The following is a 25647-nucleotide window of genomic DNA, read 5'->3' as shown; positions in this document are numbered from 1 at the left end:
GAAGGGATCCCGTATGGCAGGCCGCTCCCCGGACCTCTCCTCCAAGAACCCCGACTGGTGGCGCCAGGCCGTCATCTACCAGGTCTACCCCCGCAGTTTCGCCGACGCCGACGGCGACGGACTCGGTGATCTGCGCGGCATCACCCAGCGCCTGGACCACCTCGCGGGGCTCGGCGTCGACGCCCTGTGGCTGAGCCCCTTCTACCCCTCGGAACTGGCCGACGGCGGCTACGACGTCGCCGACCACCGGGACGTCGACCCCCGCCTCGGCACCCTGGACGACTTCGACGCCCTGGTCGGCGAGGCCCACCGGCTCGGTCTGAAGGTGGTCGTCGACATCGTCCCGAACCACACCTCGCACCAGCACCCCTGGTTCCGGGAGGCCCTGCGGTCCGGCCGCGGCTCCCCGGCCCGCGAGCGCTATGTCTTCCGCCCCGGCCGCGGCGCGCACGGCGAACTCCCGCCCACCGACTGGCAGTCCGTCTTCGGCGGCAGCGCCTGGAAGCGGACCCCGGACGGCGAGTGGTACCTGCATCTCTTCGCCCCCGAACAGCCCGACCTCAACTGGGACAACGAGGACGTCCGCGCCGACTTCCGCACCACCCTGCGCTTCTGGTCCGGCCGGGGCGTCGACGGCTTCCGCGTCGACGTCGCCCACGGCCTCGCCAAGGACCTGGCCGAGCCGCTGCGGGACATCGGGAACATCGGTGCCACCGGCGAGACGGCACTGCCGCTCGTCGAGCCGGGCAGCCACCCGTACTGGGACCGCGACGAGGTCCACGAGATCTACCGGGACTGGCGCAAGGTCTTCGACGCCTTCAGCCCGCCGCGCACCGCCGTCGCCGAGGCCTGGGTCCCGGGCCCCCGCCGCGCGCTGTACGCCCGCGCCGACGAACTCGGTCAGGCCTTCAACTTCGAGTACCTGGAAGCCCGTTGGGACGCCGACGAGCTCCGCCGGGTCATCACCGACGAGCTGGCCACCGCCCGGGCCGCCGGCGCCACGGCCACCTGGGTGCTGTCCAACCACGACGTCGTACGGCACGCCTCCCGCCTCATGCTCCCGCCCGGCACCGACCCGGCCGCCTGGCTGCTGTCCGGCGGCAGCGCGCCCGCGATCGACCCGGTGGCCGGGCTGCGCCGGGCCCGCGCGGCGACCCTGCTGATGCTGGCGCTGCCGGGGTCGTCGTACCTCTACCAGGGCGAGGAACTCGGGCTGCCCGAGGTCGCCGACCTGCCCACCGAGGTGCTCCAGGACCCGATCTGGGAGCAGACCGGCCATGTCCGCAAGGGCCGCGACGGCTGCCGGGTGCCGCTGCCGTGGACGACGACCGGGCCCTCGTACGGCTTCGGGCCGGGCGCCGCCTGGCTGCCGCAGCCGTCGTCCTTCGCGGCGTACGCCGTCGAGGCGCAGACGGAGGCCGAGGGCTCGACACTGGAGCTGTACCGCACGGCGCTGCGGCTGCGCCGCAAGCTGCTGGAGGGCGAGACGCTGACCTGGACGCCGGACGCCCCCGCCGGCGTCCTGGACTTCACCCGCTCCGAGACCTGGCGCTGCATGACCAACCTCGGTGCCGGGCCGGTACCGCTGCCGCCCGGGGAGGTGCTGCTGACCAGCACCTCCTCACCGCTCGACGGTACGACCCTGCCGCCGGACACCACCGTCTGGCTGGCCTAACCGGCCGACGGGCTCGGCGCCGGCGAGGCGCCGCCGCCGGTCAGCCCGCTGAGGTCGACGGGCGTCGACGTGGGGTTCGGCGGCGGGGTGAGCACCACCTCCGGCTGACCGGCTGCCGGGGGTGGCGGGGTCAGGTCGGAGGCGGGCAGCTTCGGCGGGGTGGTCTGCTGGAAGAGCGTCTGGTCGAAGTCGACCAGACCGGTCTTCTCCATCACCGTCATATGGTCCAGCACGGTGTTGTTGGCCTGGTCGGCGAGGGCGCGCACCAGCGAGTTCTTGGTGGTGGACCGGATCTTCGAGATCGTGTTGAAGATCGCACCGTGCGTCATCCGCAGGATGTTGGCGAAGTCGCTGTCGAACTTCTTCCCGGTGTCCGCCTTCAACTGGCTGACGAAGCCCTGCTGCTGGGGGCTCGGCAGGTTGGGCAGCGTGATGTTCAGCATCGGCGCGATCTTGCGGCAGCTGGTGTCCAGAGCCGCGTGCCCGTCGACCAGGTGCTTGCTGGCCGTGATGACCGTCGGTGTGGTGCCCTTCTGCAGCCCCATCTGCCCCACCGGGTACTCCCACAGACCGGCGGCCCGCACCTTCACCACGAAGTCCCGGTCCTGCTCGGTGAGCGGCCCCCACTGGGTGTTGGCGATGACGCGGTCCTGCGCGGTGGTCACCTTGGTCAGGCCGAGCATGCTCGGGTAGGCGAGTGCCACCAGGGTGACGGCCATCGCACCACCCACGAAGAGCGTTCCCGTCGCGTTCCGCGAAAAGCGCACCGTGCCTCCTGCCCGGTCGTGGATCCCGCCCGCGGTGACGGCGCGGGGCGGTTCGGACGCACAGCAGTACGGACGGGGCGGCCGTTCGTATCGGTGCGGCGGGTAAAGATTTGTATCTGTGCCGCAGGTAAAGAAGAGTTGACCGTTCCTCGGGAGAGGCGGGAGGAAACGCTGGCATAGATTTGCCGCATGCCCCCACAGCCGCCGCCCCGCATGCCCGCCGCCCTGCCCGTGCTGCCCTACCGCAAGCCCACCAAGGGCCGCGACTACTGGGTCTTCGACGACGTGCTGCCCGAGGTGGACGCCGTACGGGAGCGGTGCCTGGCCAAGGACGACTGGGTCAAGGGCTACCCGTACACCTCCGAGACCTGGCCCGGCCTGCGCGCCATGCCCGGCCTCGACCCGGCCGAACTCGCCCGCGTCGAGGCCCTGGTGAAGCAGGCCACCGGCGCGAAGAAGCTGTGGGTGCAGCAGGCGCCCGGCGGCGGCACCCTCAACCACAACTGCGTCCAGGTGGTGGGGGAGGGCGAGAGCGAGCCGCGTCCGCACACCGACTCCCGTGCCCTGTGCCGGTACGCCGCCGTGCTGTACCTGAACCCGGGTGTGCCCAAGAACTGCGGCACCGCCTTCTACCGCCAGTCACTGCCGGGCGGCCGGCTCGGCGGCAACATCGTCCAGGCCCCGCACAACAACCTCGTCGAGGCCCTCGGCACGAGGTTCGTCCCCGCCGACCATTTCGAGGAGGACGTCCGCGTCCCCCACAAGTACAACCGCCTCCTCCTCTACAACGCCAACCTGGTGCACAGCGCGACGGGTTACTGCGGCAAGGAGCTGGAGGACAAGCGCATGACGGCGGTGTTCTTCTGGATGGCGTGACGGCACCGCGGCGCGGGCCCCGTCACCGGAGCAGCAGCAGCGTCGCGGCCGTGATGCAGGCCGTGCAGACCGTGAGGGTCAGGGCCAGGCAGCGGCGTTTCAGGTCCTGGTAGCGGTGTTCGTACTCGGCGCGCAGGGACACGCAGCGGGCCGCGATGCGTTCCAGGTCGGCTCGGGAGCGGGCCAGGGTGTCGGCGATGTAGCGGTGTTCGATGTCCTCGCGCTGGGCCGTGGTCAGCCACTCCAGGGATCCGGTGAACTCCCGTGCGCGTTGCTCCGCCTCGGCGATGCGGGCCTGCCAGAGCAGGTACCCCTCCACCTCGTTGGCGAGCGCGTCGTCGGCTCCCTGCCGCGGCAGACCGCTCACCCCTGTCCTCGGTCGGGCCGCGCCGGGAGCGGGTGCTCGTGCTCCAGCATCGCGATGTCGGGGTGGTGCAGGTCGAACGCCGGGGACTCGCTGCGGATGCGCGGCAGGGTGACGAAGTTGTGCCTCGGGGGCGGGCAGGAGGTCGCCCATTCCAGGGAGCGGCCGTAGCCCCAGGGGTCGTCCACGGTGACCGGCTTGCCGTACCTGGCCGTCTTCCAGATGTTGTAGAGGAACGGCAGCATCGACAGGCCCAGCAGGAACGAGCCGATGCTGGAGACGGTGTTCAGGGTGGTGAAGCCGTCGGCCGCCAGATAGTCGGCGTAGCGGCGCGGCATGCCCTCGGCGCCGAGCCAGTGCTGGACGAGGAAGGTGGTGTGGAAGCCGACGAACAGCGTCCAGAAGGTGATCTTGCCGAGGCGTTCGTCGAGCATCTTGCCGGTCCACTTGGGCCACCAGAAGTGGAAGCCGGCGAACATCGCGAACACGACCGTGCCGAAGACGACGTAGTGGAAGTGGGCCACCACGAAGTACGAGTCGGAGACGTGGAAGTCCATGGGCGGTGAGGCGAGGATGACTCCGGTCAGGCCGCCGAAGAGGAACGTGACCAGGAAGCCCGCCGCCCAGAGCATCGGCGTCTCGAAGGACAGGCTGCCCTTCCACATCGTGCCGATCCAGTTGAAGAACTTCACGCCGGTCGGCACGGCGATCAGGAAGGTCATGAAGGAGAAGAAGGGGAGCAGCACCCCGCCGGTGACGTACATGTGGTGGGCCCACACCGTCGCGGACAGGCCGGCGATGGAGATGGTCGCGGCGATCAGGCCCATGTAGCCGAACATGGGCTTGCGGGAGAACACCGGGATGATCTCGCTGATGATGCCGAAGAACGGCAGCGCGATGATGTACACCTCGGGATGGCCGAAGAACCAGAAGAGGTGCTGCCAGAGCAGGGCTCCGCCGTTGGCCGCGTCGAAGACGTGGGCGCCGAACTTGCGGTCCGCCTCCAGGGCGAACAGGGCGGCGGCCAGGATCGGGAAGACCAGCAGGACCAGGACGGCGGTCAGCAGCACGTTCCACACGAAGATCGGCATGCGGAACATGGTCAGACCGGGGGCGCGCATGCAGATGATCGTGGTGATGAAGTTGACCGAGCCGAGGATGGTGCCGAAGCCGGAGAAGGCAAGGCCCATGATCCACAGGTCGCCGCCGATGCCCGGCGAGTGGACGGCGTCGGTCAGCGGGGAGTAGGCGAACCAGCCGAAGTCGGCCGCACCGTCCGGGGTGAGGAAGCCGCCGACGGCGATGAGCGAGCCGAACAGGTAGAGCCAGTAGGCGAACATGTTCAGCCGCGGGAACGCCACGTCGGGCGCGCCGATCTGCAGCGGCATGATCCAGTTGGTGAAGCCGGCGAACAGCGGCGTCGCGAACATCAGCAGCATCACGGTGCCGTGCATGGTGAACAGCTGGTTGAACTGCTCGTTCGAGACGATCTGCAGGCCCGGCCGGGCCAGCTCGGCGCGCATGATCAGGGCCATCACGCCACCGATCAGGAAGAACGCGAAGGACGTCGCCAGATACAGCGTGCCGATCGTCTTGTGGTCGGTGGTCGTCAGCCACTTCACCACGACACTGCCGGGCTGCCTGCCCCGGACCGGTACCTCGCTCTCGTAGGCGTCCTCGGCCGCGGCGGCCCCATGGGGTTCGTTGAGGATGCTCACAAGTCGTCCGTCTCCTGATGGTCGCGATCCGCGCACGCCATACGTCGGCTACTGGCCATCCTTTGCCGCGCGAGGGTGTACGCGCCGCCCGACGCGCGGCCGACCGCGTGACGGATGCACCCGGACGGCCTAAGGGGCGCCGGGCGGGGGGCGCGGCTTTCGTGCGGCAGGATGGCGTGATGGCCGAAGAGGAAGATCAGTCCGCCGCTCACCGGCCCGTTCAGGTGGCCGGGCGGCTGGCTGTCGGGGGACTGGTGCTCGCCGCGCCGGCCTGGCTGGTGCGTGGGGTGTGGGAGGTGCGGCTCGCGGTCGCGGGGAGCCGGGCGACGGGCCGCCGGATCAGGGGAACGGGGTGCACCGGCCGCTCAACTCCCTGGAGGAGTCGTACCGCTGGGTGACCGCGGTGGGGGCCGGGCTCGTTCTGGTCTGTGCGCTGCTGTTCCTGTCCTGGCGGGATCGTCGTCGACGCGTTCCGCGGCAGCGCTCCCGGGCGGCGGCTTCCCGGCTCCGTCGACGTGTGGTGGGCGCTGTGGGCGCTCGGGACGCTCCGCGGGGCGGGGATCGGGTACCGCGACTCCACGGACGAGATCACCGGGCGTGCCTACGGCGAGGTGAGGCCGCTGCTCGTGTGCGACGCCGCCGTGGTGGGCGCCGCGATCGCCGGTGCCCTCGCGGTACGGGCCGTGACCGCGGTACAGGTGGAGCGGATCCGCGGGGCCCACGCTCAGGTGGCCGAGGCCGGGGTCGGCTAGCGCACCGGCTCGATCACGTCCGCCCACACGCGGTCCTCCCAGGGGTTGCCCGGGATGCCCAGGCGGGCCGCCACCACGTCGTCCAGGAACTCCGCCCGCTCGGCCTCCAGCGGCACACCTGGCCACCAGAGGGCGTCGCACTCGGTGCGGACGAGGAAGCGCGCGCCGTCCGTCCGGAAGCGGTACGGGTGCAGCCGGTCCTGCTCGCAGCAGGGGCAGACCGGGCGAGTCGTCATGGCGGGCACGGGTGTGTGGGGTGGTGTCGGGTGCGGTACGGATGCGGGCATGAGCAGTATCGCCATTGTGGGGGCCGGGCCGGGGCTCGGGGCCGCCGTTGCCCGGCGGTTCGGGCGGGAGGGGTTTGCGGTGGCCCTCTTCGCCCGGGAGCGGGAGCGGCTCGACGCGCTGGTGCGGGACCTCGACGGCAGCGGGATCACGGCCCGGGGGTTCGTCGCCGATGTGCGCAGGCCGGAGGAGCTTGCCGCGGCGCTCGGGCGGGCGGCGGCCGAGGTCGGGACCGTCGAGGTGCTGCAGTACAGCCCGGTGCCGCACCGGGACTTCATGCGGCCGGTGCTGGAGACCGGGCCCCGGGAGCTCGTCGGGCCCATCGAGTTCTCCGTGTACGGCCCCGTGGCCGCCGTGCAGCAGGTGCTGCCGGGGATGCGCCGGCTGGGGCGCGGGACGATCCTCCTCGTCAACGGCGGGACCGCCGTCGTACCGCACACCGAACGGGCCGGGACGTCCATCGCGTTCGCCGCGGAGAGCGCGTACGGCCATCTGCTGCACGAGCGCCTGGCCCCTGAGGGGATCCATGTCGGGCAGCTGGTGATCCCGGGGGCGATCACTCCGGGGCACGCGCGCAAGGATCCGGCCGTGCTGGCGGAGACGCTGTGGGCCATGCACCGGGACCGGCACGGCTTCCGGCACTTCGCCGACGATCTCGGCGCCTGACCCGTCGTTCCCGGCGACTGACAGGCCACGGTCACCCTGCAATGCCAGGGTTTGTACGCCAATATAATGATGTTGGCCGTATTGCTCTCTTCAAGGGGGCCTCCGTGGCTGTCGAAATCCCCGCGATCATCAAGCCGTCCCGGCTCAGGAGCCGGGGCGGACTGCTGGGCGAGTGTCTGGCCGAGTTCCTCGGGACCTTCGTGCTCATCTCCTTCGGCTGCGGTGTGGTCGCGATGGCGGTCGCCGCACTGCCCGGTTCGGGCCGTGCCGCGACGCCCACCACGGTCTTCCTGGCGGCGGGTGACTGGCTGCTGATCACCTGGGGCTGGGCGTTCGGGGTCGTCTTCGGCGTCTACGTCGGCGGCGGGGTGAGCGGTGCCCATCTGAACCCGGCGGTCACCCTGGCCATGGCGGCACGGCGCGGATTCTCCTGGGCCAAGGTCCTGCCGTACTGGTTCTCGCAGGTGGTCGGCGCGCTCACCGGCGCGGCGCTGGTCTACCTCGTCTATCACGACGCGATCAGCGCCTTTGACGCCGCCGCGCCCGGACCGAAGGTGAACGGGCACACGAACGCCACCTTCTCGATCTTCGCCACCTTCCCGGCGGCGTACTTCCACGGCGGCGTCTGGGGGCCGCTGATCGACCAGATCGCCGGCACGGCTTTCCTGCTGATGCTGATCGCCGCCGTCCTCGACGTGCGCAACCTGGCCGTGCGGGCCAACCTCGCACCGCTGGTCGTGGGCTTCGTCGTCGCCGCCATCGGCATGTCCTACGGCGCCAACGCGGGCTATGCCATCAACCCGGCCCGTGACTTCGGGCCGCGCCTGCTCACCTACGCGGCCGGCTGGAACAGCCTGGCGTTCCCGGGCAGCGTGTCCGGCGTGTACAGCGGCTACTGGTGGATCCCGATCGTCGGGCCGCTGATCGGCGGTGTGGTCGGGATCGTCGTGTACGACCTCTTCATCGGTGACGTCCTGCTGCTCCGGGCCGAGCTGGCCGAGCCGCCGGAGCCGGGGCGGGCGACGGCGGTGCGCACCTCCGACGAGGAGTAGCCCCCGGGACGGCGGTCCCGCGGCCGCCCCGGCGCTCACAGCGGCCGGGTCGGCCAGTCCAGGAGGCGGGCGCCGATCACGGCCGTCTGGAGCATGTAGCGGTGCGCCGGGTCGGCGGGGTCCGCGCCGGTGAGTTTGTGGATGCGTTCCAGGCGGTAGGTGAGCGCGCGGACGCTGAGGGAGAGCCGGCGGGCGGCCTCGGCGGCCACGCAGCCGGAGTCGAAGTAGGCCGCGAGCGTGTCCAGCAGGTGCACGGCTCCGCCGCGGGCCCGGGTGAGCGGGCCGAGGGTGTGCGACACCAGGTCGACCAGCGCCTGCCGGTCCCGGGCCAGCACCGGGTAGACGAGCAGGTCGGCGGCCCGCAGCACCGGCCCGGCCAGGCCGAGCCGGGTGGCCATCTCCAGCGCGGCGAGGGCCTCCTCGTACGACTGCACCACCCCGCCGGCGCCGTGCTGCGGGCGGCCGATGGCGATCCGGCCGCCATCCGTCGCCGCGTACGCCTGCTTGGCGAAGTACAGGAGGATCTCGTCCTCGTCGCCCGGCGCGACGCACAGCAGTCGGCCGTTCTTGGTGGTGAGCAGGATGCTGCGGGAGTCGAAGCGGGCGAGCACGGCGGCCTCCACCCGGCGGGCGACCGTGCCGCCCTCGACGTAGGCGGACGGGCCCTCGGCGACGGCCACCGCGTGCGCCCGGGACAGGTGCAGGCCGAAGCGTTCGGCGCGCTCGACGAGGCGGCCCAGGTCGCTGCGGCCGTAGAGCAGGTCGTCGATGAACTCCCGGCGCGCGGCCTCCTCGCGGCGTACGGTGAGCCGCTGCGCGCGTTCGTAGCCCTCGGCGAACGCGTCGATGGCCTGCTCGACGGCGGCCAGCGTGGCCAGGCTGCTCTCGACCGAGCCGGGCACGGCCGACCAGGCGGCGCGGGTGGCGGCCAGGTGGGCCACGATCAGCGCGCGCAGCCCGTGCCCGGCCTCGGCGGCCTGCTCGCCCAGGGTCCGCCGGGTCTTCAGCTCCTCCCTGGTCAGCCGCCGGCCGGTGGCCGAGACCTCGGCCAGCGTCCGGGGAAAACCGTCCAGGTAGTGCTCGGGCGTGTCATGTATGTCGTGCTTGTCCCCCATGCCGGTACCGGCCCCCGTCCCCCGTGCTCCCGCGATCTTGACGTGCCGGTGACGCTTTCCTAGCGCCCCTCCGGCATCGAGACCCTAGTGAACACTGCCGGACACCGGCAATGCGCGGGCGTATGCCCTGGCCGCACCATCTTCCGCGGGGAGCACTACGGAGGGTCGCGGTGCCGGACGCCGGCCGACGGCCGGTGCGTCAGTACCGGCACGGGGGTCCGGTACACGGTCCGGCACCGCGATCCCGGGGGGCTCCGTACCTCATCGTCTGACGCAAGGACGTGTGTCATGGAAGTCCTCGGCGTGCTCGTCGCCGTCTGTCTCGTCGTCGTGGTGCTCGCGGTGCTCGCGTTCTCCCGGCTGTACCGCAAGGTGGACCAGAGCCAGGCCCTGATCGTGTCGAAGACGCGCCAGGTGGACGTGTCCTTCACCGGCCAGGTCGTGCTGCCGATCCTGCACAAGGCCGAGGTCATGGACATCTCGGTGAAGACCATCGAGATCAGCCGCTCGGGGCGGGACGGACTGATCTGCCGGGACAACATCCGCGCCGACATCCGGATCCTGTTCTTCGTGAAGGTCAACAAGACCATCCCGGACGTCATCAAGGTCGCCCAGACCGTCGGCACCGAGCGCGCCAGCCACCAGGACACCCTCCAGGAGCTGTTCCACGCGAAGTTCTCCGAGGCGCTGAAGACCGTCGGCAAGCAGATGGACTTCACCGACCTCTACACCAAGCGTGAGGAACTCCGGTACCTCATCATCGAGTTGATCGGCATCGACCTCAACGGCTACCACCTCGAGGACGCGGCGATCGACTACCTGGAGCAGACCCCGCTCTCCCAGATGGACCCGGCCAACGTCCTCGACGCCGAGGGCATCCGCAAGATCACCGAGCTGACGGCGATCGAGCACGTGCGCACCAACGAGGCCCGCCGCAACGAGCAGAAGGAGATCACCCGCCAGGACGTCGACGCCCGCGAGGCCATCCTGGAGCTGGAGCGCCGGCAGGCGGACGCCGAGATCAAGCAGAAGCGGGAGATCGAGACCTCCCGGGCCCGCGAGGAGGCCGAGACCGCCCGCGTGGTGGAGGAGGAACGGCTGCGCGCCCAGGGCGCCTTCCTGCGCACCGAGGAACAGCTCGGCGTGCAGCGGGAGAACCAGGCCCGGGAGATCGCCGTCGCCGCGAAGAACCGCGAGCGGGTCATCGCCGTCGAGAACGAGCGCATCGAGAAGGACCGCCTGCTGGAGGTCATCGCGCGGGAGCGGGAGACCCAGCTGACGAAGATCGCCGCCGAGAAGGAGGTCGAGGCGGAGAAGCGGGAGATCGCCGAGGTCATCCGGGAGCGGGTGGCGGTGGACCGTACGGTCGCCGAGCAGGAGGAGTCCATCAAGAAGCTGCGCGTGGTCGAGGAGGCGGAGCGCGAGCGGCAGGCGCTCGTCATCGCCGCCGAGGCGGAGGCGCAGGAGAAGCTGGTCAAGGACATCAAGGCCGCCGAGGCCGCCGAGCAGGCCGCCACTCACCGCGCCGCCGAGGAACTCACCCTCGCCGAGGCCCGGTTGAAGACCGCCGACCTCGACGCCCGGGCCAAGCTGCGGCACGCCGAGGGCGTCCAGGCCGAGGCCGCCGCCGAGGGGCTCGCCGCGGTGCAGGTCCGCGACAAGGAGGCCGAGGTCACCGTGAAGGCCGGGCGCGCGGCGGCGGAGGCCACCGAGGCACGGCTGCGGGCCGAGGCCGAGGGCACCCAGGCCAAGGCGCTCGCCGAGGCGGAGGGCGCACGCGCCAAGGGCCTCGCGGAGGCCGAGGGCGCGCGGGCGGCCGCGGAGGCCACCGAGGCGCGGCTGAAGGCCGAGGCGGAGGGCGCGCGCGCCAAGGGCCTGGCCGAGGCCGAGGGGACCAAGGCGAAGGCGCTCGCGGAAGCCACGGCGATCGGCGAGAAGCTGAAGGCCGAGGCCGCCGGTCTGACCGAGAAGGCCGCCGCGATGGCCGCGCTGGACGAGGCCTCGCGCGGGCACGAGGAGTACCGGCTGCGGCTGCAGGCGGAGAAGGAGATCCGGCTGGCCGGGCTGGAGACCCAGCGGCAGGTGGCCGAGGCGCAGGCGACGGTGCTGGCGACCGGGCTGGAGAACGCCGACATCGACATCGTCGGCGGGGAGTCCGTCTTCTTCGACCGGCTGGTGTCCTCCATCTCCCTCGGCAAGGGCGTGGACGGCTTCGTCGCCAACTCCCGCACCGCGCAGGCCCTGGCGAAGCCCTGGCTGGACGGCTCGGGCAGCTTCACCGACGACCTCTCCCACATCCTCGGCTCGCTCGGCTCGGGGGACGTGCGGAACCTGACGGTGTCGGCGCTGCTGGCGAAGCAGATCAAGAACGGCGGCCCGCAGGCGGGCCAGCTCCAGAAACTCCTCGACCGGGCGAGCGAACTGGGCCTGTCGGACACCCCGGTGACGGCCCTGAACGGAAGCGGCACGGGGAGTTGAGGGCAGCGCCCCGAAGGGGCGCGGGGCTGTACCGATATGCGGCTCCGCCGCGTGGGCGCGACCAGCCACCCGATACTCGGCAGACCACCCGCAGCCCCGAGCTCGTAGCCGCACAGCCCACGAAGGGAACTACACGCAATGGCCACCGCTGAGGCGCCGCAGGTGGATGCCGGCACCTACGAGGTGCTGCGCGACCGGCTCGCCGGGCATGCCGCCGAACTCGCCCGGCGGGCCGAGGACCTCAACGCGCGCCGGGCCGAGGAGTTCGGCTCGGCGCGGCTGGACCTGGCCGCCACCGCTCGCCTCCGCACCGAGTACCCCTGCTCCCCGAGCGACATCGTGGCCGTAGGGAACGCCCTGCTCTTCGGCGGAACCGGCGGAGCCACAGACGTACTTGCCCTGTACGACCGTGACGGGGCGCGGCTGCCCGAGGACGCCGTACCCGGACTCCTGGACGACCCGGCGTTCGGCAAAGAGTTCAGCGCGCTGCACCGTTACTACCGCGAAGCGAGCCTGCTGCGGCTGCGCCGGGTCGACGGCCGGCTGCTGGCGGTGTTCCGCACCGGCGAGAAGGCCGACGACGTCCGCGTGCTGCGCTGGAGCCTCGCCGAGGACGGCCGCGTGGCGTTCCTGGACGCGCGCGGCGACCGCGACGACGTCTTCCCGCCGGCCCAGGACCTGACCTGGACGGAGACCACCCGCGAGGATCACGTGCTCGGCCGGGAGCAGTACGTGGCCGTACCCGGGGGGCTGGGGGTGACCACCGTCGGCGGCTCCCTCACCGTACGCACCCCGGACGGGGAGGAACTGTTCGCCGAGCCCGTGCAGGAGCCGCTGCAAGCACTCGCGGACGCGGAGGTCGCGCACGCGCGGGTCGGTGCGCTGGTGCTGCTGCGGGTGCGGCCGTACAAGGAGGAGGACGACCGGTATCTCGTGTTCGACACGCTGTCCCGGGCCGTCGTCCGGCTCGACGGGATCGGGCAGGCGTGCCGGCGGCTGCCGGAGGAGCAGGGGATCGTCTTCCCGGGCGGGTACTGCCTGGCGGGCGGAACTCACAAGACGTACGAACTCGACGTGACAGGCCTGGAGTTCGAGCGGGAGGTGCGCGCGCCGAACGGCGAGGACGTGCTGTACGCCTTCCGGTCCCGGGCCGGCGGGCGCACCCTGCTGCTGTCGTACAACACCCTGCGCAAGGAGGTCGCGAACCCGCTGCCGTGCCGGGGCTGGGCGCTGTTCGAGGACGGCGCGCTCGCCGTGCTGCGCGACGCGGGCGAGGAGCCCGCGCACACCCATCCGGTGCAGTGGTGGACCTCGCCGTACGTCTCCGACACGCACGCCGCCGCGCTGCGCACCGGCACCGGCGCGTTCGCCCGGGTCGGCAACGCGGATCTCGTGCGCGGGCTCGCCGACTGTCTGTCCGTGGCCCGGCTGGTCACCGACGGCATCGAGACCAGCGAGGGGTACCGGGCGCTGGTGGCGGCCTGTGTGCGGGCCGCCGACGCCCATCACTGGCTCGCCGATCCCGAACTGGGGGACCTGGCGGGTCCGTTGGGTGAGGCCCGTACGGCCGCCGAGCAGGTGCTGGGCGAGTTCGAGACCGTACGGGAGCTGACCCGGCACGCCGCGGACGCCCTCGACGAGGCCGAGGGGCGGATCGCGGCCGTGGTGCGCCGGCTGCGCGGGGAGGCGCCGCGCGAGGCCGCTGCCTGGGTGCGCGGGCTGACCGAACTCCGGCATGCGCACGGGCACTTGCTCACCCTGCGCGAGCTGCGGTACGTCGATGCGGCCCGGCTGGAGGAGCTGGCGGCCGCCGCCGAGGACGACCTCGCCGCCTTCGGGCGGCGCGCGGTGCAGTTCCTGGCCCGCGAGGACGCCTTCGCCGGGCAGCAGGCGGAGGTCGAGCGGCTGGTCGGGGAGGCGGCGGCGGTCGGGACCGTGGCCCAGGGCGCGCCCGTCGCCGCCCGGCTCGACGAGCTCGCCGACGGGCTGCGCACGGTCACCGAGGTGGTGACCGGCCTGGACATCACGGACGCCACCGTCCGTACGGCCGTCCTGGAGCGGATCGCCGAGGTGCTGGGCGGCGTCAACCGGGCCCGGGCGACCCTGGACGCCCGCCGCCGCAGCCTCCAGGACAGCGAGGGGCGGGCCGAGTTCGCGGCCGAGACCGCGCTGCTCGCCCAGGCGGTCACCGCCGCGCTCGCCGCGTCCGGCACGACCGAGGAGTGCGACGACCAACTCGCCCCCGTGCTCGCCCGGTTGGAGGACCTGGACGGCCGGTTCGCCGAGTTCGACGACTTCCTCGCCGAACTCGCCGACCGGCGCGCCGAGATCTACGAGGCGTTCGCCGCCCGCAAGCAGTCCCTCGCCGACGCCCGCGCCCGCCGCGCCGAGCAGCTCGCGCTCTCGGCGGGGCGCATGCTGGAGTCGGTCGCCCGCCGGGCCGCCACCCTGGCCGACGCCGACGCGATCACCACGTACTTCGCCTCCGACCCGCTGGTCGCCAAGGTCCGGCGCACCGCCGACGAGCTGCGCGCCCTCGGCGACAGCGTGCGCGCCGAGGAACTGGACGGCCGGCTGAAGTCCGCCCGCCAGGAGGCCGCCCGCGCCCTGCGCGACCGCGCCGACCTGTACGCCGAGGACGGCCGCACCCTGCGGCTCGGCGGGCACCGCTTCGCCGTCAACACCCAGCCGCTCGACCTCACCCTCGTCCCGCACGGCGACACCCTCGCCTTCGCGGTGACCGGCACGGACTACCGCGCCCCGGTCACCGACCCGGACTTCGCGGCGTACCGCCCCTACTGGGACCGCCATCTGCCGTCCGAGTCACCTGAGGTCTACCGCGCCGAGCACCTCGCCGCCCGGCTGCTCGCCGAGCACGGCCCGGCCGCCCTCGCCGCCGCCGACGACCTTCCGGGCCTGGTCCGCCGGGCGGCGCAGGAGTCGTACGACGAGGGCTACGAGCGCGGGGTCCACGACCACGACGCGACCCTCGTGCTCCAGGCGCTGCTTCCCTTGTACGAGGGCGCCGGCACCCTGCGCCACGAGCCCGCCGCCCGCGCCGCCGCCCAGCTGTTCTGGGCGCACGGCACGACGCAGGACGCCCGGACCGCCTGGTCCCGGCGGGCGGTGTCGCTGGCCCGGGCCCGGGACGCCTTCGGTGCCGTACCGGCCATCGGGGAGCTGGAGCGGGAGCTGGCGGCGGCGATCGAGGCCTGGGACGCGTCAGTGGCGGGCGGGCCGGCCGCGGCGTACCTCTTCGAGGAGCTGACCGGCGGCCCGGAGGGCTTCGTCATCGGCCTGACGGCACGCACCCTGCTGGAGAAGTTCCGGCACGCGGACGGCAGTTACCGCGCCGACCTGGAGGGCCTGACCGAGCTGGCCGCGCGCCGGCAGGTGGTGCACGCCTGGCTCGCCGCGTACGCCGCCGCCACCGGCACCGAGGCCGGGCCCGGCGAGCTGGCCGAGGCGGTCGCCGCCGAGCTGTGCCCGGACCTGCCGCGTTACGACGGCGACGCCCCGCTGACGGCGACGGCCGAGGGCCTGCTCGGCACGCACCCGCGGGTGACCGGCGGCCGACTGGCCCTCCGCCTGGACGAGTTCCTGTCCCGGACGGCCCGGTTCGCCGCCGACGAGGTGCCCGCCTTCCGCGCCTACCAGCGCCGCCGTACGGCCCTGGTGGCGGCCGAGCGCGACCGGCTCCGTCTGGACGACCACCGCCCGCGGGTGATGCCGGCGTTCGTCCGGGGCCGCCTCGTCGACGAGGTGTACCTGCCGCTGATCGGCGACAGCCTGGCCCGGCAGCTGGGCACCACCGGCGAGTCCAAGCGTACCGACACCGGCGGCCTGCTGCTGCTCGTCTCCCCGCCCGGCTACGGCAAGACGACCCTCATGGAGTACGTCGCCGACCGGCTCGGCCTGATGCTGGTCAGGGTCAGCGGGCCCGCGCTCGGCCACACCGTCACGTCACTGGACCCCGCCGACGCTCCGAACGCCACCGCCCGCCGCGAGATCGAGAAGATCAACTTCGCGCTGGCGGCCGGCAACAACACGCTTCTGTACCTGGACGACATCCAGCACACCTCGCCCGAGCTGCTGCAGAGGTTCATCCCGCTGTGCGACGCGACCCGACGGGTGGACGGCGTGTGGGACGGCGAGCCGCGCACCTACGACCTGCGCGGCAAGCGCTTCGCGGTGTGCATGGCCGGCAACCCCTACACCGAGTCCGGTGAGCGCTTCCGCGTCCCCGACATGCTCGCCAACCGCGCCGACGTGTGGAACCTCGGCGACGTCCTCACCGGCAAGGAGGACGTCTTCGCGCTCAGCTTCGTCGAGAACGCCCTCACCGCCAACCCGGTGCTGGCCCCGCTCGCCGCCCGTGACCGCGCCGACCTGGACCTCCTGGTGCGGCTGGCCGGCGCCGACCCGACCGCCCGCGCCGACCGCCTGAGCCGGCCGATGCCGGCGGCGGAACTGGACGCCGCGGTGGCCGTGCTGCGGCATGTGCTGGCGGTCCGCGCGACGGTGCTGAGGGTGAACGAGGCCTACATCGCCTCCGCCGCCCAGTCGGAGGCCACCCGCACGGAACCGCCCTTCCGCCTCCAGGGCTCGTACCGCGACATGAACCGGATCGCCGGGCGGCTGCGCCCGGTCATGAACGACACCGAACGCGAGGCCGTCGTCGACGACCACTACACGGCCGAGGCCCAGACCCTCACCACCGGCGCCGAGGCCAACCTGCTGAAACTCGCCGAACTGCGCGGCACGTTGAGCCCGGCGCAGGCCGCCCGCTGGACCGAGGTGAAGACCGCCCACATCCGCGCCCGCGCCCTCGGCGGGCCCGGGGAGGATCCCATGAGCCGTGCGGTGGCCGCGCTGGGACTGCTCGCGGACCGGATCGCGGCGGTGGAGTCGGCGATCGCGCTCGCGCGGAAGCGGTGAGCGCCGCGGGTTCAGCCGTACGCCTCGTCAGCCGAGGCAGAGCACGACCAGGCAGAGCTGGTTGGGGGAGGTCGACGACGGGGACGTCGGCGGGGTGGACGTACCGCTGCTGGTGCCGCTGCCGCTGCCGCTGCCGGTGCTGGTGGAGGGCGGCTGCTGTGCCGTCGAACCCGTCGAACCGGTCGAACCCGTCGAACCGGTGGAGGCCGCGGGGGCGTGCGCCGGCTGCGTTGCGGCCGGGACCGCCGGTGCGGCCGGGTGCTGGGCCACCGCCGTGGTGTGCGTGTGGCCGGCGGACTGCGCCGTGCGGGGCGCGGGGGCGAGGGACTGCTGGTGGGGGGCGGTCACGGCGGGCGTGTGTGCCGTCGGCGTGGCGGGGTCGCGCCGGTGCGTGGCGGTGGGCGGGGCCGGTGTGGACGCGGGGCGGCTGGGCGCGGCCGACGGGTCCTCGGTGAGGCCCATGCTCCGGTGGTCCGGTGCGGCGGCCGCCTGGGCCTTGTCGCCGTTGCCGCGGTCCATTGAGGCGAGCGTCAGGCCGCCGCCGACGAGCGCGACGGCGGTCGCCACCACGGCCCGGCGCTGGTTCTTCTTCCAGCGCGCCAGCTGCCGGCGCCGGGCGGCGCGTCCCCGCGGGGCGGGCGGCGCGTCGGTGACGTCGGCGGGCGGTGTGTCCGTGGCCGGGTCCGCGAGGCCGGCGGCCGGTCCGGTCATGGGTTCCCCGGCGCCGAACCAGCTGTCGTCGGCGGGCGGTGCGGCCGAGGCGGCGGCGTGGGCGCGGGGCGAGGCGGCGGCGCGGGGCGAAGCGGCGGCGTGGGGCGGGGCGGCGGCGTGGGCGCGGGGCGAGGCGGCGGCGCGGGGCGAGGCGGCGGCGTGGGGCGAAGCGGCGGCGTGGGGCGGGGCGGCGGCGTGGGGCGAAGCGGCGGCGTGGGGCGGGGCTATGTCCGGGGCGTAGGCACCGCACCCGGGACAGACCAGGGCGCCGTTGAGGTGCCGACGGCACGAGGAGCAGTAGTCCATCTGTGGTCTTCCTGAGTCCATGGGGGAGCGGGCGACCGTCACGGTAACGAGCCTTTGGAAAGGCTGTGTGCAGCCCGTGTGGCACTCCTGCACAGATTCGGAGGGTGCTTTCCCCGTGTCCCGGCCGATCCGGGCGGTCTGCGTGGGCATAGTGGCGGGCGGCTTCCGCACCGGACCGGCAGGAGGAGACACATGCTCGGCACAGAGTTCCGCACCGGCTCGCCCATCTGGATCGACCTCGGCAGCCCCGACACAGAGGCGGCCGTCGCCTTCTACAGTGCGGTCTTCGGCTGGGAGTTCGCCTCCGCGGGCCCGGAAGGCGGCGGCTACGGCTTCTTCCAGAAGAACGGCGGCACGGTGGCCGGTCTCGGCCCGCTGACCGAACCGGGGGCGAGATCCGCCTGGATGACGTACTTCCGCACCGACGACGCCCAGGCCACCGCTCGGGCCGTGAGCGACGCCGGCGGCAAGGTGCGGGCCGAGCCGATGAGCATGGGCGAGACCACCTTCGCCCAGTTCACCGACCCGCAGGGCGCGCAGTTCGCGGTGCTGGAGTCCGGGCAGGGGCTGCAGCGGGCGTCGGAGGACAACGCGCTGGTGTGGGTGGAGCTGCACGTCGGCGACCCGGGGGCGGCCATCGGCTTCTACCGCGGGCTGTTCGGCTGGCGGTCGCAGGAGATGCAGGCGCCGGGCATGACCTACCAGGTGCTCAGCATCGGGGAGGGCGACCAGCAGGAGGGGACCTTCGGCGGTGTGGCGTCGCTGCAGGACGACCGGGAGGACGCCCGCTGGGTGCCGTACTTCGCCGTGGCCGACGCGGACGCGATCGTCACGGCGGTCGGCGGCAGCGGCGGCTCGGTGCTGATGCCGGCGGCGAACGTCCCCGGCGTCGGCCGTATCGCCTGGCTGGCCGACCCGGCGCAGGCGGTGTTCGCCGTGCTCAGGCCGGACCCGCGCCAGGCCTGAGGTGGGGGATGTTGCGGCTCGCCTTGGCTCGTTCGCCGACGGCGAAGTTGACGTGACCCGTCCCGCCGGCGTCTTGCGGGACACCGGCGGGACGGGCGTCTTGGGGTGCGGCCCTGACCCGGAGCGGCCGCCACGCTGTACCCGTACACGGTCGGGCGGAGCGCTTCGCAGCGTGTGGCGGAAGCCCGCACAATGATCCGCGACCTGCTGTCGAGCTGAGGGAGAACCGTGACCACGATCGCCGTGACGGGGCACATGGACCTGACCGAAGCCAGCGTGACCCTCGTACGTGACGCGCTGCGGGAGATGCTGAAGCCGTACGCAGCCGGTGGCGACCTGATCGGTGTCTCGTGCATCGCGAAAGGCTCGGACTCGCTGTTCGCGGAGACCGTCCTGGAGCTCGGCGGTCAGCTGATCGCGGTCATCCCCTCGCAGGACTACCGGCAGAACAAGGTCAAGCCGGACCATGCCGAGACGTTCGACCGGCTCGCGGAGTCGGCAGCGGAAGTCGTGGTCCTGGACCACGCAACCGCGAACCGCTCGGCGTACGAGGACGCCAACCGCACACTGCTTCAGCGTGCCGACCGTCTCGTCGCCGTCTGGAACGGCGAACCGCCGTCCGGCAAGGGCGGCGGTACTGCGGACACCGTCCTCGAAGCCCGGGAAGCCGGACTGCAGGTGGATGTCGTATGGCCGCAGAATGCGGCGCGCGAAGGTTGAGGCTCCACGCAAAGGCAGCCAGGCCCTGGGTGCTTGTTGGGCTCGCAGACGATCGCCGCGGTTCTCTGCGCGCCCGTGGCCGCTGCCGCTCATCCTCCGCGGCGAGCGAAGGAGTCCCGCACCGGCCTGCGGACCCGCCGTCCCCACGGCTTGAAGACGGACAGCACGACCATCGCCAGGTACAGCGACAGCGCGACGGCTGGCACGATCACGGTGTTGTAACGGACGAACCCCAGGTGCATGGCCGCGATCGGGCCGGTCGGATGCCGGTCCACGGCGTGCACCGCGTAGTGCAGCCGGGCGCTGAGGGCGAAGATCGAGGCCACCGCGGCCGCGAGGGTCAGCCAGAACTTGACGGCCACCCAGTAGTAGCGGAACAGGCCCCAGGACGTGCCGAGGCTCAGCACCACCCCGCTGAGCAAGGTGAGCAGGCTCAGCGGGACGATCAGCGCGTCGCCCAGCACCCCCATCGCCCGGTACGCGGTCCGCAGCGTGTCGGCGTCGTCGGTCGCCAGCGCCGTGGCCCCGAGGGTGAGGAGGCAGAGCATCAGCGCCAGCCAGCCGACCGAGGCGACCACATGCACGACGACCCAGCTCTTACGGGCCCTCGGTGACAGTCGACGGCTCACTTCGCTTCCTCCAGGTCCGGCTACGGGCGCCCGACCAGCGTCCCCGGCCGCCCGGCCCGACGCGTCCGCCGACGGGAGCAATGTTGGCTGCGCCGAGCCGAGTACGCCTGCCGCGACGAACACCGAGCGAAGTGCTGCTCCAGCAGCTTCGAGCCGGTGAAGTAGCTTGCGAATCCACCCGAAACCACGCCACCGACCGGAGGGTCGCCCATGCCCCGAAAGGCGCCGTATCTCGCCGTCGCCGACGCCCTGCGCGCGCGGGTTCTCGCGGGGGAGTGGGAGATCGGGACGCGGCTGCCCGCACGGGTGCGGCTCGCCGAGGAGTACGGCGTCGGGCGCAATGTCTTACAGCGGGCCGTGGACCGGCTGATCATCGAGGGCCTGCTGGAAGGCCGCGCGGGCTCCGGCACCTACGTCCGCGCCCCCCGCGAGCGCCTGCGGATGCTCCGCTCGTGGCACCGCGAGCACCGGGGCGCCCGCGCCCTCGGCGGCACGCCGGAGCGAGGGCGGGCCGGTTCCTGGGACGCGCACAGCCTGGTGCGCGTCCCCGCGCCCGAGGCCATCGCCGAGCGGCTCGCCATCAACACCGGGGACCTCTGCGTCAACACGCAGTACGAGTTCCTCGCCGACGGGCGGCCCGTCCAGCTCTCCGATTCCTGGGAGCCGATGGCCGTCACGCGGGGAACCCCGGTCGTCCTGCCCGAGCGGGGGCCGCTCGCCGGCAGGGGAGTGGTCGCGCGGCTGCGCGCCATCGGCGTGGACGTCGAGACCGTCGTCGAGGTGCCGCGCCCGGCGCGGGCCGGGCGGGCGGAGGCGCATCTGCTGGGGATCGGCGTCGGGGACCTGGTGCTCCGGATCGAGCGGATCATCTACGACACCGAGGGCCGTCCGGTGGAGACCGCCGACATCGTCATTCCGGATGTACGCCGGGAAGCGGTCTACGAGTTCGCGGTGGACGTGCGGTGAGCCGTACGCCCGCGGTGCCCCGGCTCGGGCTGCTCCGCGACCCGGACTTCGGGCGGCTGTTCGTCGCCACCGCTCTCGGTCAGCTGGGCGACCGCATCCTCTTCCTGTCGTTGCCGCTGGTCGCCCTCCTCGACCTGCACGCCGATGCGTTCCAGGTGGGGCTGCTGAGCGCGCTGACCACGGCCGGCTCGCTGCTGGTGGGACTGCCGGCCGGGGCCTGGGTGGACCGCCTGCCCAAACGTCCGGTGCTGGTCGGCGCCGATCTGGCGCGGGCCCTGGTGCTCGCGACGATACCGGCGGCCTGGTGGGCGGGCCTCGGCACGGCCGGCCTGACGCTGAGCTTCCTGCCGTCCTTCATCTCGCCGCTGCGGACCTTGCGCATTCCCCACTCAGTAACGGCACCGGAGTCCTAGCCCGGACACCAGGGAACAAGTAACCCGCCAGGTTCGAAGTCGCTTTCCGCCCACGCCCGACGCACACACCGCCCGCCAGCCGGCGAGGCGGTTCGCGGTCCGCAACCCCCGGGTCCCGTCGGGCCCGGGGGGTGCGCAGGGATCCGGCGCCGTAATGCGGCGGCCCGCCCGCGGCGCGCGGGCTAGGATCCCGGGCATGGCTCTGACCGTGAGCGACGTGGACCGGTTCGAGGCGGCCAGGCCCCGGCTGGAGGCCATCGCCTATCGGCTGCTGGGGTCGGCGAGCGAGGCCGAGGACGCCGTGCAGGAGACGTTTCTGCGCTGGCAGTCCGCTGATGTGGAGCGGGTCGAGGTGCCCGAGGCCTGGCTGACCAAGGTGCTCACCAACCTGTGTCTCAACCAGCTCTCCTCGGCCCGCGCGCGGCGCGAGACCTATGTGGGGCAGTGGCTGCCCGAGCCGCTGCTCGCCGGGGACCCGATGCTCGGGCCGGCCGACACCGTCGAACAGCGCGAATCGGTGTCGTACGCGGTCCTCGCCCTGCTGGAGCGGCTCACCCCCAACGAGCGGGCGGTGTATGTGCTGCGGGAGGCCTTCGGCTACCCGCACCGGGAGATCGCCGGGATCCTCGACCTCACCGAGGCCGCCAGCCAGCAGATCTTCCACCGGGCCAGGAAGCACGTCGCCGACGGCAGGGCACGTACCGAGATCGACCTGGCCGCCGCCCGGCGGGTCGTCGAGGAGTTCCTCGCGGCGGCCACCAGCGGCAGGACCGAGCCGCTGGTGCGGCTGCTCACCCAGGACGCCGTGGCGATCGGCGACGGCGGCGGGAAGGTCCCGGCCCGCGCCAAGGCGTTCGAGGGTGCCCGCGCGGTTGCGACGTTCATGCGGGGTCTGTTCAAGCCCAGCGAGGCCAAGCGCCGCCTCGTCGGCGGGTCGTCCGAGCTGTACGTCACGACCGCCAACGGCGGCCCCGCCGTCGTGGCGGTCGTCGGCGGCCGGGTCATCGGCGTCATGTGCCTGGAGATCACCGCCGAGGGCATCGCCGCGTTCCGCAACCAGGTCAACCCCGACAAGCTGGAGCGCGCGAGCCGGCGGTGGGCCGCCGCCGACCACGGCGAACCCCTGCTCAGCCTCTACTGATCCGCATGTGATCCGGTTCACACCCGACTCCTGTCAGGAATCGGCGGGCCGCCCGGTTCAAGGGGCGAATCCGCTGAAGGCAGCGGCTGAAGGCAGCAGCAGACAGGAGCCGTGAAATGCAGCACCGCATCGTCGTCCTCGGAGCGGGATACACCGGAGCCGTCGCCGCCGGGCGCCTCGCCAGGCGGCTGCGCCCCGAAGACGTCGCCATCACCCTCGTCAACCCCGAGCCCGACTTCGTGGAACGCGTCCGCCTGCACCAGCTCGCGGTCGGCCAGTCCCTCAAGCCCCGGCCCCTGGCCGGGATGTTCGCGGGCACCGGCGTCGAACTGAGGCTCGGCAGGGTCACCGGCGTGGACGTGGACCGCAGGACCGTCGCCGTCACCGGCGCGGACGGCCCCCGGGAACTGGCGTACGACACCCTCGTGTACGCCCTCGGCAGCGGCTGGAACGACCAGGGCGTCCCCGGCACCGCCGAGCACGCCGAGCAGCTCGCGAGCCGCCCCGGCGCGCTCCGGCTGCGCGAGCGGCTGGCCGCCCTGGGCGCCGGACGGCCCGTGGTCGTCGTCGGCGGCGGCCTCACCGGCGTGGAGGCCGCGACCGAGATCGCCGAGGCCCGGCCGGACCTCGACGTCGCCCTCGTCGCCCGCGCCGGCCTCGGCGACTGGCTGTCCCCGAAGGGCCGCGGGCACCTGCGGAAGGTCTTCGGCAGGCTGGGCATCACCGTGCACGAGCACGCCGCCGTCACCGCCGTCGAGGCCGACCATGTCACCCTCGCCGACGGCACGGCCGTCCCGGCCGCGGTCACCGTGTGGACCGCCGGTTTCGCCGTGCACCCGATCGCCGCGGCCACCACCCTGGAGGTCACCGGCGAGGGGCAGATCGTGGTCGACCGGACCATGCGCTCCGTCTCGCATCCGGACGTGTACGCCATCGGCGACGCGGCCATGGCGATGGGTCCCGGTGACAAGCCGCTGCGGATGTCGTGCGCCTCGGGCGGCTTCACCGCGTGGCAGGCCGCCGAGGCCGTCGTGGCCCGCCTGACCGGCGGCAGGTTGCCGAAGGTGCCGATCCGCTACTTCAACCAGTGCATCTCGCTGGGCCGCGGGGAAGGCCTGATCCAGTACGTCACCGCAGACGACCGAGCCGTCCGGGCGGCCCTGACGGGACGGCTCGCCGCCCGCTACAAGGAGCTGGTCTGCAAGGGAGCGGCCTGGAGCGTCGCCAACCCGATGTTCGGGATGCCGACCCGGCGGCGCCGCGTCGTACCGGAGCCGGCCCGGGTGAGCGCGGAGGCCACGGCATCGGCCTGACCCCCGTCACACCCGCCCACGCTCCCTGGCGGCAGGGACGTGGTCCGCACCGGCGTGCACGTGGCTAGTGTTTCCCGCCGCTCCGGCCGCTGCCTGCCCGGCCTTTCCCGGCGGAGTCGCCCGTGCCGCCGGAGCTGTTGCCGGATGTCCCGTTGCCCGAGGTGCCGGCCTTGCCCGTCGTGCCCTTGCCGGTGCCCCCGGCGCTTTTGCCGGACTTGCCGGTGCCGACCGGCTTGCCCGGCTCGGCGGTCGCCCGCGCGAGCTGGTCGGAGCAGTACGCGGCGACCTCGTCCCTGCCGCCGGCGGCCGTGACGAGCCGCTGCCAGGTTCTCGAGTCGAGGGCTTTGCCCCGGGCCTGGACCTGCTCGTAGGCACGGCAGTGGGCCTCGGTGTCCTTCGCGGACGGCGGGCGGTCCCCCGGCCAGGAGCCGGCGGAGGGCGCCGCCGACGCCGTACCGCCCGGCCGCTGCGGGGCGGCCGCCGACGGATGCGCGTGCGGTCCGGAGGCGGTACCGCCCGTCGAAGAGCCGGCGGAACCGATGGCCGCGACGGCGACACCACCCAGGGTGAGGCTGGCGAAGACCACGCCGAACGTCATCTTCACCGGGCGCCGGAGCCGCCGCTCCGCGGCCGGCCGCCAGTCGTCCCGCCGCCGGCTGCGTGCGCGGTGCGCGCCCGTGGCATGCGCGTCCCGGAACGCGGCCACGGCCCGCTGCTCGGCCCGTGGGTCGAGATCACCGGCGCGCAGGACGGTGGCCAGCGCTGTTTCCAGCGCGGCGGCCTGGGCCGGACCCGGCGCACCGGACACGGCGCCGGGCCGCACGCGTCGACGGCCCTGGACTCCGTCGCCGCTCAGCCGTTCACCCATGTCCGTTTTCCGTTCCCGTCCGTTCCTGTCCGGCCGTTTCGTTTCGTTCGGTGTTTCATGTCGACTCCCCCAGCGTTCGGGAAGCCCCATCCGTCACACCCATCTCCGCCTCACCGCCGATGCCGAGCTGGCGCGCGAGGCGTTTCAGGCCTCGGTGAGCCGCTGTCCGCACCGCTCCGGGGCGCTTGCCGAGGACGCGTGCGGCGGCGGGACCGTCGAGGCCGACCACGACCCGCAGGAGCACGGCCTCGGCCTGGTCCCGGGGCAGTCCGCGGACCAGTTCCAGGGCCCGCTCGGTGGACATGGACTCCAGGGCCTGCTCATGGGTGCTGTGCGGACCGGGCAGGTCCAGCACGTCCTGCTCGGTCCCGCCCGCCCGGGGCCGCACCCGCTGGCGGCGCAGATGGTCCAGCGCCCGGTGCCGGGCGATGGTCGCGGTCCAGCCGCGGAAACCGGCACCGTCGCCCTTGAACCGGCCGAGGTCGCGGGCTATCTCCAGCCAGGCGTCGGCGGCCACGTCCTCGGCGTCGTCGCCGACGATGCCGTGCAGATAGCCGAGCAGACCGGGCTGTACGAACCGGTAGGCGACCGCGAAGGCGGCCTCGTCGCCCTCCTGGGCCCGTGCGACCGCCGCGCCGAGTTCCCCGTCGTACGCCTGTACGCGCCGGGGTTGCCGTACCTGGCCCAAGATTGTCCTCGTTCGCGCCGGTTCATAGCGAGCTTATGCCGTCCACCGCGTCCCTGCCGCACCGACGGCCCCACAGTTACCAGCGCCTGAGCTCACAGAAATGTCACAACGCGCCGGGAGCCCTTCACGCAGCCGCCGGTGACCCGCGGTCGCGGCCCGCGTGACGTTTCCCGCGGGCCGCGCGCTGGGGGAGTGCCGGGTGCGGTACCGCGCGGGCCCGGCCGCTCGCCCGCGCCGGTG

The 25647-nt window shown here is 73.0% G+C and carries 22 protein-coding genes; 13 read left to right on the top strand and 9 right to left on the bottom strand.

What is annotated here, in order from left to right:
* The first annotated feature begins 13 nt into the window (after window positions 1–13).
* On the top strand, window positions 14–1675 hold the full coding sequence (locus ACZ5NH_RS15870; RefSeq protein WP_468775618.1) for a glycoside hydrolase family 13 protein: 1662 nt from the start codon (window positions 14–16) through the stop codon (window positions 1673–1675).
* Here ACZ5NH_RS15870 and ACZ5NH_RS15865 read toward each other — a convergent pair.
* The gene (locus tag ACZ5NH_RS15865; protein ID WP_468776179.1) at window positions 1672–2394 is read right to left on the bottom strand and encodes a DUF4142 domain-containing protein; all 723 of its coding nucleotides are present in this window, start codon (window positions 2392–2394) and stop codon (window positions 1672–1674) included. The genes ACZ5NH_RS15870 and ACZ5NH_RS15865 overlap by 4 nt on opposite strands.
* Window positions 2395–2631: 237 nt before the next feature.
* On the opposite strand from ACZ5NH_RS15865, the gene ACZ5NH_RS15860 reads away from it, so the two are divergent.
* Window positions 2632–3318: a DUF6445 family protein gene (locus tag ACZ5NH_RS15860; RefSeq protein ID WP_388623070.1), complete on the top strand. Its 687-nt coding sequence runs from the start codon at window positions 2632–2634 to the stop codon at window positions 3316–3318.
* Between the two features lie 22 nt (window positions 3319–3340).
* Here the strand turns inward: ACZ5NH_RS15860 and ACZ5NH_RS15855 are convergent, their stop codons facing one another.
* Both ACZ5NH_RS15855 and ctaD read right to left on the bottom strand, forming a co-directional pair.
* Window positions 3341–3685, bottom strand: a complete 345-nt coding sequence (locus tag ACZ5NH_RS15855; RefSeq protein WP_388623073.1) for a cytochrome C oxidase subunit I — start codon at window positions 3683–3685, stop codon at window positions 3341–3343.
* Window positions 3682–5400 (bottom strand): aa3-type cytochrome oxidase subunit I, encoded by a 1719-nt coding sequence (ctaD, locus tag ACZ5NH_RS15850; protein WP_451554599.1) that lies wholly within the window; start codon window positions 5398–5400, stop codon window positions 3682–3684. The genes ACZ5NH_RS15855 and ctaD overlap by 4 nt, the downstream gene beginning before the upstream one ends.
* A 428-nt stretch (window positions 5401–5828) precedes the next feature.
* Here ctaD and ACZ5NH_RS15845 point away from each other — a divergent pair, with 428 nt between their 5' ends.
* The gene (locus ACZ5NH_RS15845; protein WP_468775615.1) at window positions 5829–6152 is read left to right on the top strand and encodes a hypothetical protein; all 324 of its coding nucleotides are present in this window, start codon (window positions 5829–5831) and stop codon (window positions 6150–6152) included.
* Here the strand turns inward: ACZ5NH_RS15845 and ACZ5NH_RS15840 are convergent.
* Entirely contained in the window at window positions 6149–6388 is a 240-nt protein-coding gene (locus ACZ5NH_RS15840; RefSeq protein WP_468775613.1) for a hypothetical protein, read from the bottom strand. The genes ACZ5NH_RS15845 and ACZ5NH_RS15840 overlap by 4 nt on opposite strands.
* A 49-nt stretch (window positions 6389–6437) precedes the next feature.
* On the opposite strand from ACZ5NH_RS15840, the gene ACZ5NH_RS15835 reads away from it, so the two are divergent.
* Together ACZ5NH_RS15835 and ACZ5NH_RS15830 are read left to right on the top strand one after the other, a co-directional pair.
* Window positions 6438–7103, top strand: coding sequence for an SDR family NAD(P)-dependent oxidoreductase (locus tag ACZ5NH_RS15835; RefSeq protein WP_468775611.1), 666 nt, complete (start codon window positions 6438–6440; stop codon window positions 7101–7103).
* A 104-nt stretch (window positions 7104–7207) separates the two neighbouring features.
* On the top strand, window positions 7208–8155 hold the full coding sequence (locus ACZ5NH_RS15830; RefSeq protein WP_468775609.1) for an MIP/aquaporin family protein: 948 nt from the start codon (window positions 7208–7210) through the stop codon (window positions 8153–8155).
* A gap of 35 nt (window positions 8156–8190) precedes the next feature.
* Here the strand turns inward: ACZ5NH_RS15830 and ACZ5NH_RS15825 are convergent, their stop codons facing one another.
* Window positions 8191–9270 (bottom strand): PucR family transcriptional regulator, encoded by a 1080-nt coding sequence (locus tag ACZ5NH_RS15825; RefSeq protein ID WP_468775607.1) that lies wholly within the window; start codon window positions 9268–9270, stop codon window positions 8191–8193.
* A gap of 288 nt (window positions 9271–9558) precedes the next feature.
* On the opposite strand from ACZ5NH_RS15825, the gene ACZ5NH_RS15820 reads away from it, so the two are divergent.
* Together ACZ5NH_RS15820 and ACZ5NH_RS15815 are read left to right on the top strand one after the other, a co-directional pair.
* Entirely contained in the window at window positions 9559–11748 is a 2190-nt protein-coding gene (locus ACZ5NH_RS15820; protein WP_468775605.1) for a flotillin family protein, read from the top strand.
* Between the two features lie 138 nt (window positions 11749–11886).
* The gene (locus ACZ5NH_RS15815; protein WP_468775603.1) at window positions 11887–16686 is read left to right on the top strand and encodes a DNA repair ATPase; all 4800 of its coding nucleotides are present in this window, start codon (window positions 11887–11889) and stop codon (window positions 16684–16686) included.
* Window positions 16687–16713: 27 nt separating this feature from the next.
* Here ACZ5NH_RS15815 and ACZ5NH_RS15810 read toward each other — a convergent pair whose 3' ends face one another.
* Window positions 16714–17703, bottom strand: coding sequence for an SCO2400 family protein (locus ACZ5NH_RS15810; protein ID WP_468775601.1), 990 nt, complete (start codon window positions 17701–17703; stop codon window positions 16714–16716).
* A gap of 192 nt (window positions 17704–17895) precedes the next feature.
* Between ACZ5NH_RS15810 and ACZ5NH_RS15805 the strand changes: the two genes are divergently transcribed.
* Entirely contained in the window at window positions 17896–18669 is a 774-nt protein-coding gene (locus ACZ5NH_RS15805; protein WP_468775600.1) for a VOC family protein, read from the top strand.
* Between the two features lie 228 nt (window positions 18670–18897).
* Window positions 18898–19389: a hypothetical protein gene (locus tag ACZ5NH_RS15800; RefSeq protein WP_468775598.1), complete on the top strand. Its 492-nt coding sequence runs from the start codon at window positions 18898–18900 to the stop codon at window positions 19387–19389.
* An 89-nt stretch (window positions 19390–19478) separates the two neighbouring features.
* Here ACZ5NH_RS15800 and ACZ5NH_RS15795 read toward each other — a convergent pair whose 3' ends face one another.
* Entirely contained in the window at window positions 19479–20018 is a 540-nt protein-coding gene (locus ACZ5NH_RS15795; protein ID WP_468775596.1) for a DUF2269 domain-containing protein, read from the bottom strand.
* 210 nt (window positions 20019–20228) lie between these two features.
* On the opposite strand from ACZ5NH_RS15795, the gene ACZ5NH_RS15790 reads away from it, so the two are divergent.
* The 4 genes from ACZ5NH_RS15790 (at window position 20229) to ACZ5NH_RS15775 (ending at window position 23851) form a co-directional block, all read left to right on the top strand.
* Entirely contained in the window at window positions 20229–20984 is a 756-nt protein-coding gene (locus ACZ5NH_RS15790) for a GntR family transcriptional regulator (protein ID WP_468775594.1), read from the top strand.
* On the top strand, window positions 20981–21397 hold the full coding sequence (locus ACZ5NH_RS15785; protein WP_468775593.1) for an MFS transporter: 417 nt from the start codon (window positions 20981–20983) through the stop codon (window positions 21395–21397). The genes ACZ5NH_RS15790 and ACZ5NH_RS15785 overlap by 4 nt, the downstream gene beginning before the upstream one ends.
* Before the next feature lie 196 nt (window positions 21398–21593).
* The gene (sigJ, locus tag ACZ5NH_RS15780) at window positions 21594–22538 is read left to right on the top strand and encodes an RNA polymerase sigma factor SigJ (RefSeq protein ID WP_468775591.1); all 945 of its coding nucleotides are present in this window, start codon (window positions 21594–21596) and stop codon (window positions 22536–22538) included.
* A gap of 116 nt (window positions 22539–22654) precedes the next feature.
* Window positions 22655–23851 (top strand): NAD(P)/FAD-dependent oxidoreductase, encoded by a 1197-nt coding sequence (locus ACZ5NH_RS15775; RefSeq protein WP_468775589.1) that lies wholly within the window; start codon window positions 22655–22657, stop codon window positions 23849–23851.
* A gap of 64 nt (window positions 23852–23915) precedes the next feature.
* Here ACZ5NH_RS15775 and ACZ5NH_RS15770 read toward each other — a convergent pair whose 3' ends face one another.
* Both ACZ5NH_RS15770 and ACZ5NH_RS15765 read right to left on the bottom strand, forming a co-directional pair.
* On the bottom strand, window positions 23916–24719 hold the full coding sequence (locus ACZ5NH_RS15770; RefSeq protein WP_468775587.1) for a hypothetical protein: 804 nt from the start codon (window positions 24717–24719) through the stop codon (window positions 23916–23918).
* 55 nt (window positions 24720–24774) lie between these two features.
* Window positions 24775–25407: an RNA polymerase sigma factor gene (locus ACZ5NH_RS15765; RefSeq protein ID WP_450981413.1), complete on the bottom strand. Its 633-nt coding sequence runs from the start codon at window positions 25405–25407 to the stop codon at window positions 24775–24777.
* Window positions 25408–25647: the final 240 nt, after the last annotated feature.

It is taken from the genome of Streptomyces sp. NPDC031426, assembly GCF_055581585.1.
Note: the sequence above shows the minus strand (reverse complement) of the source record. Positions and strands in the feature narration are given on the sequence as shown.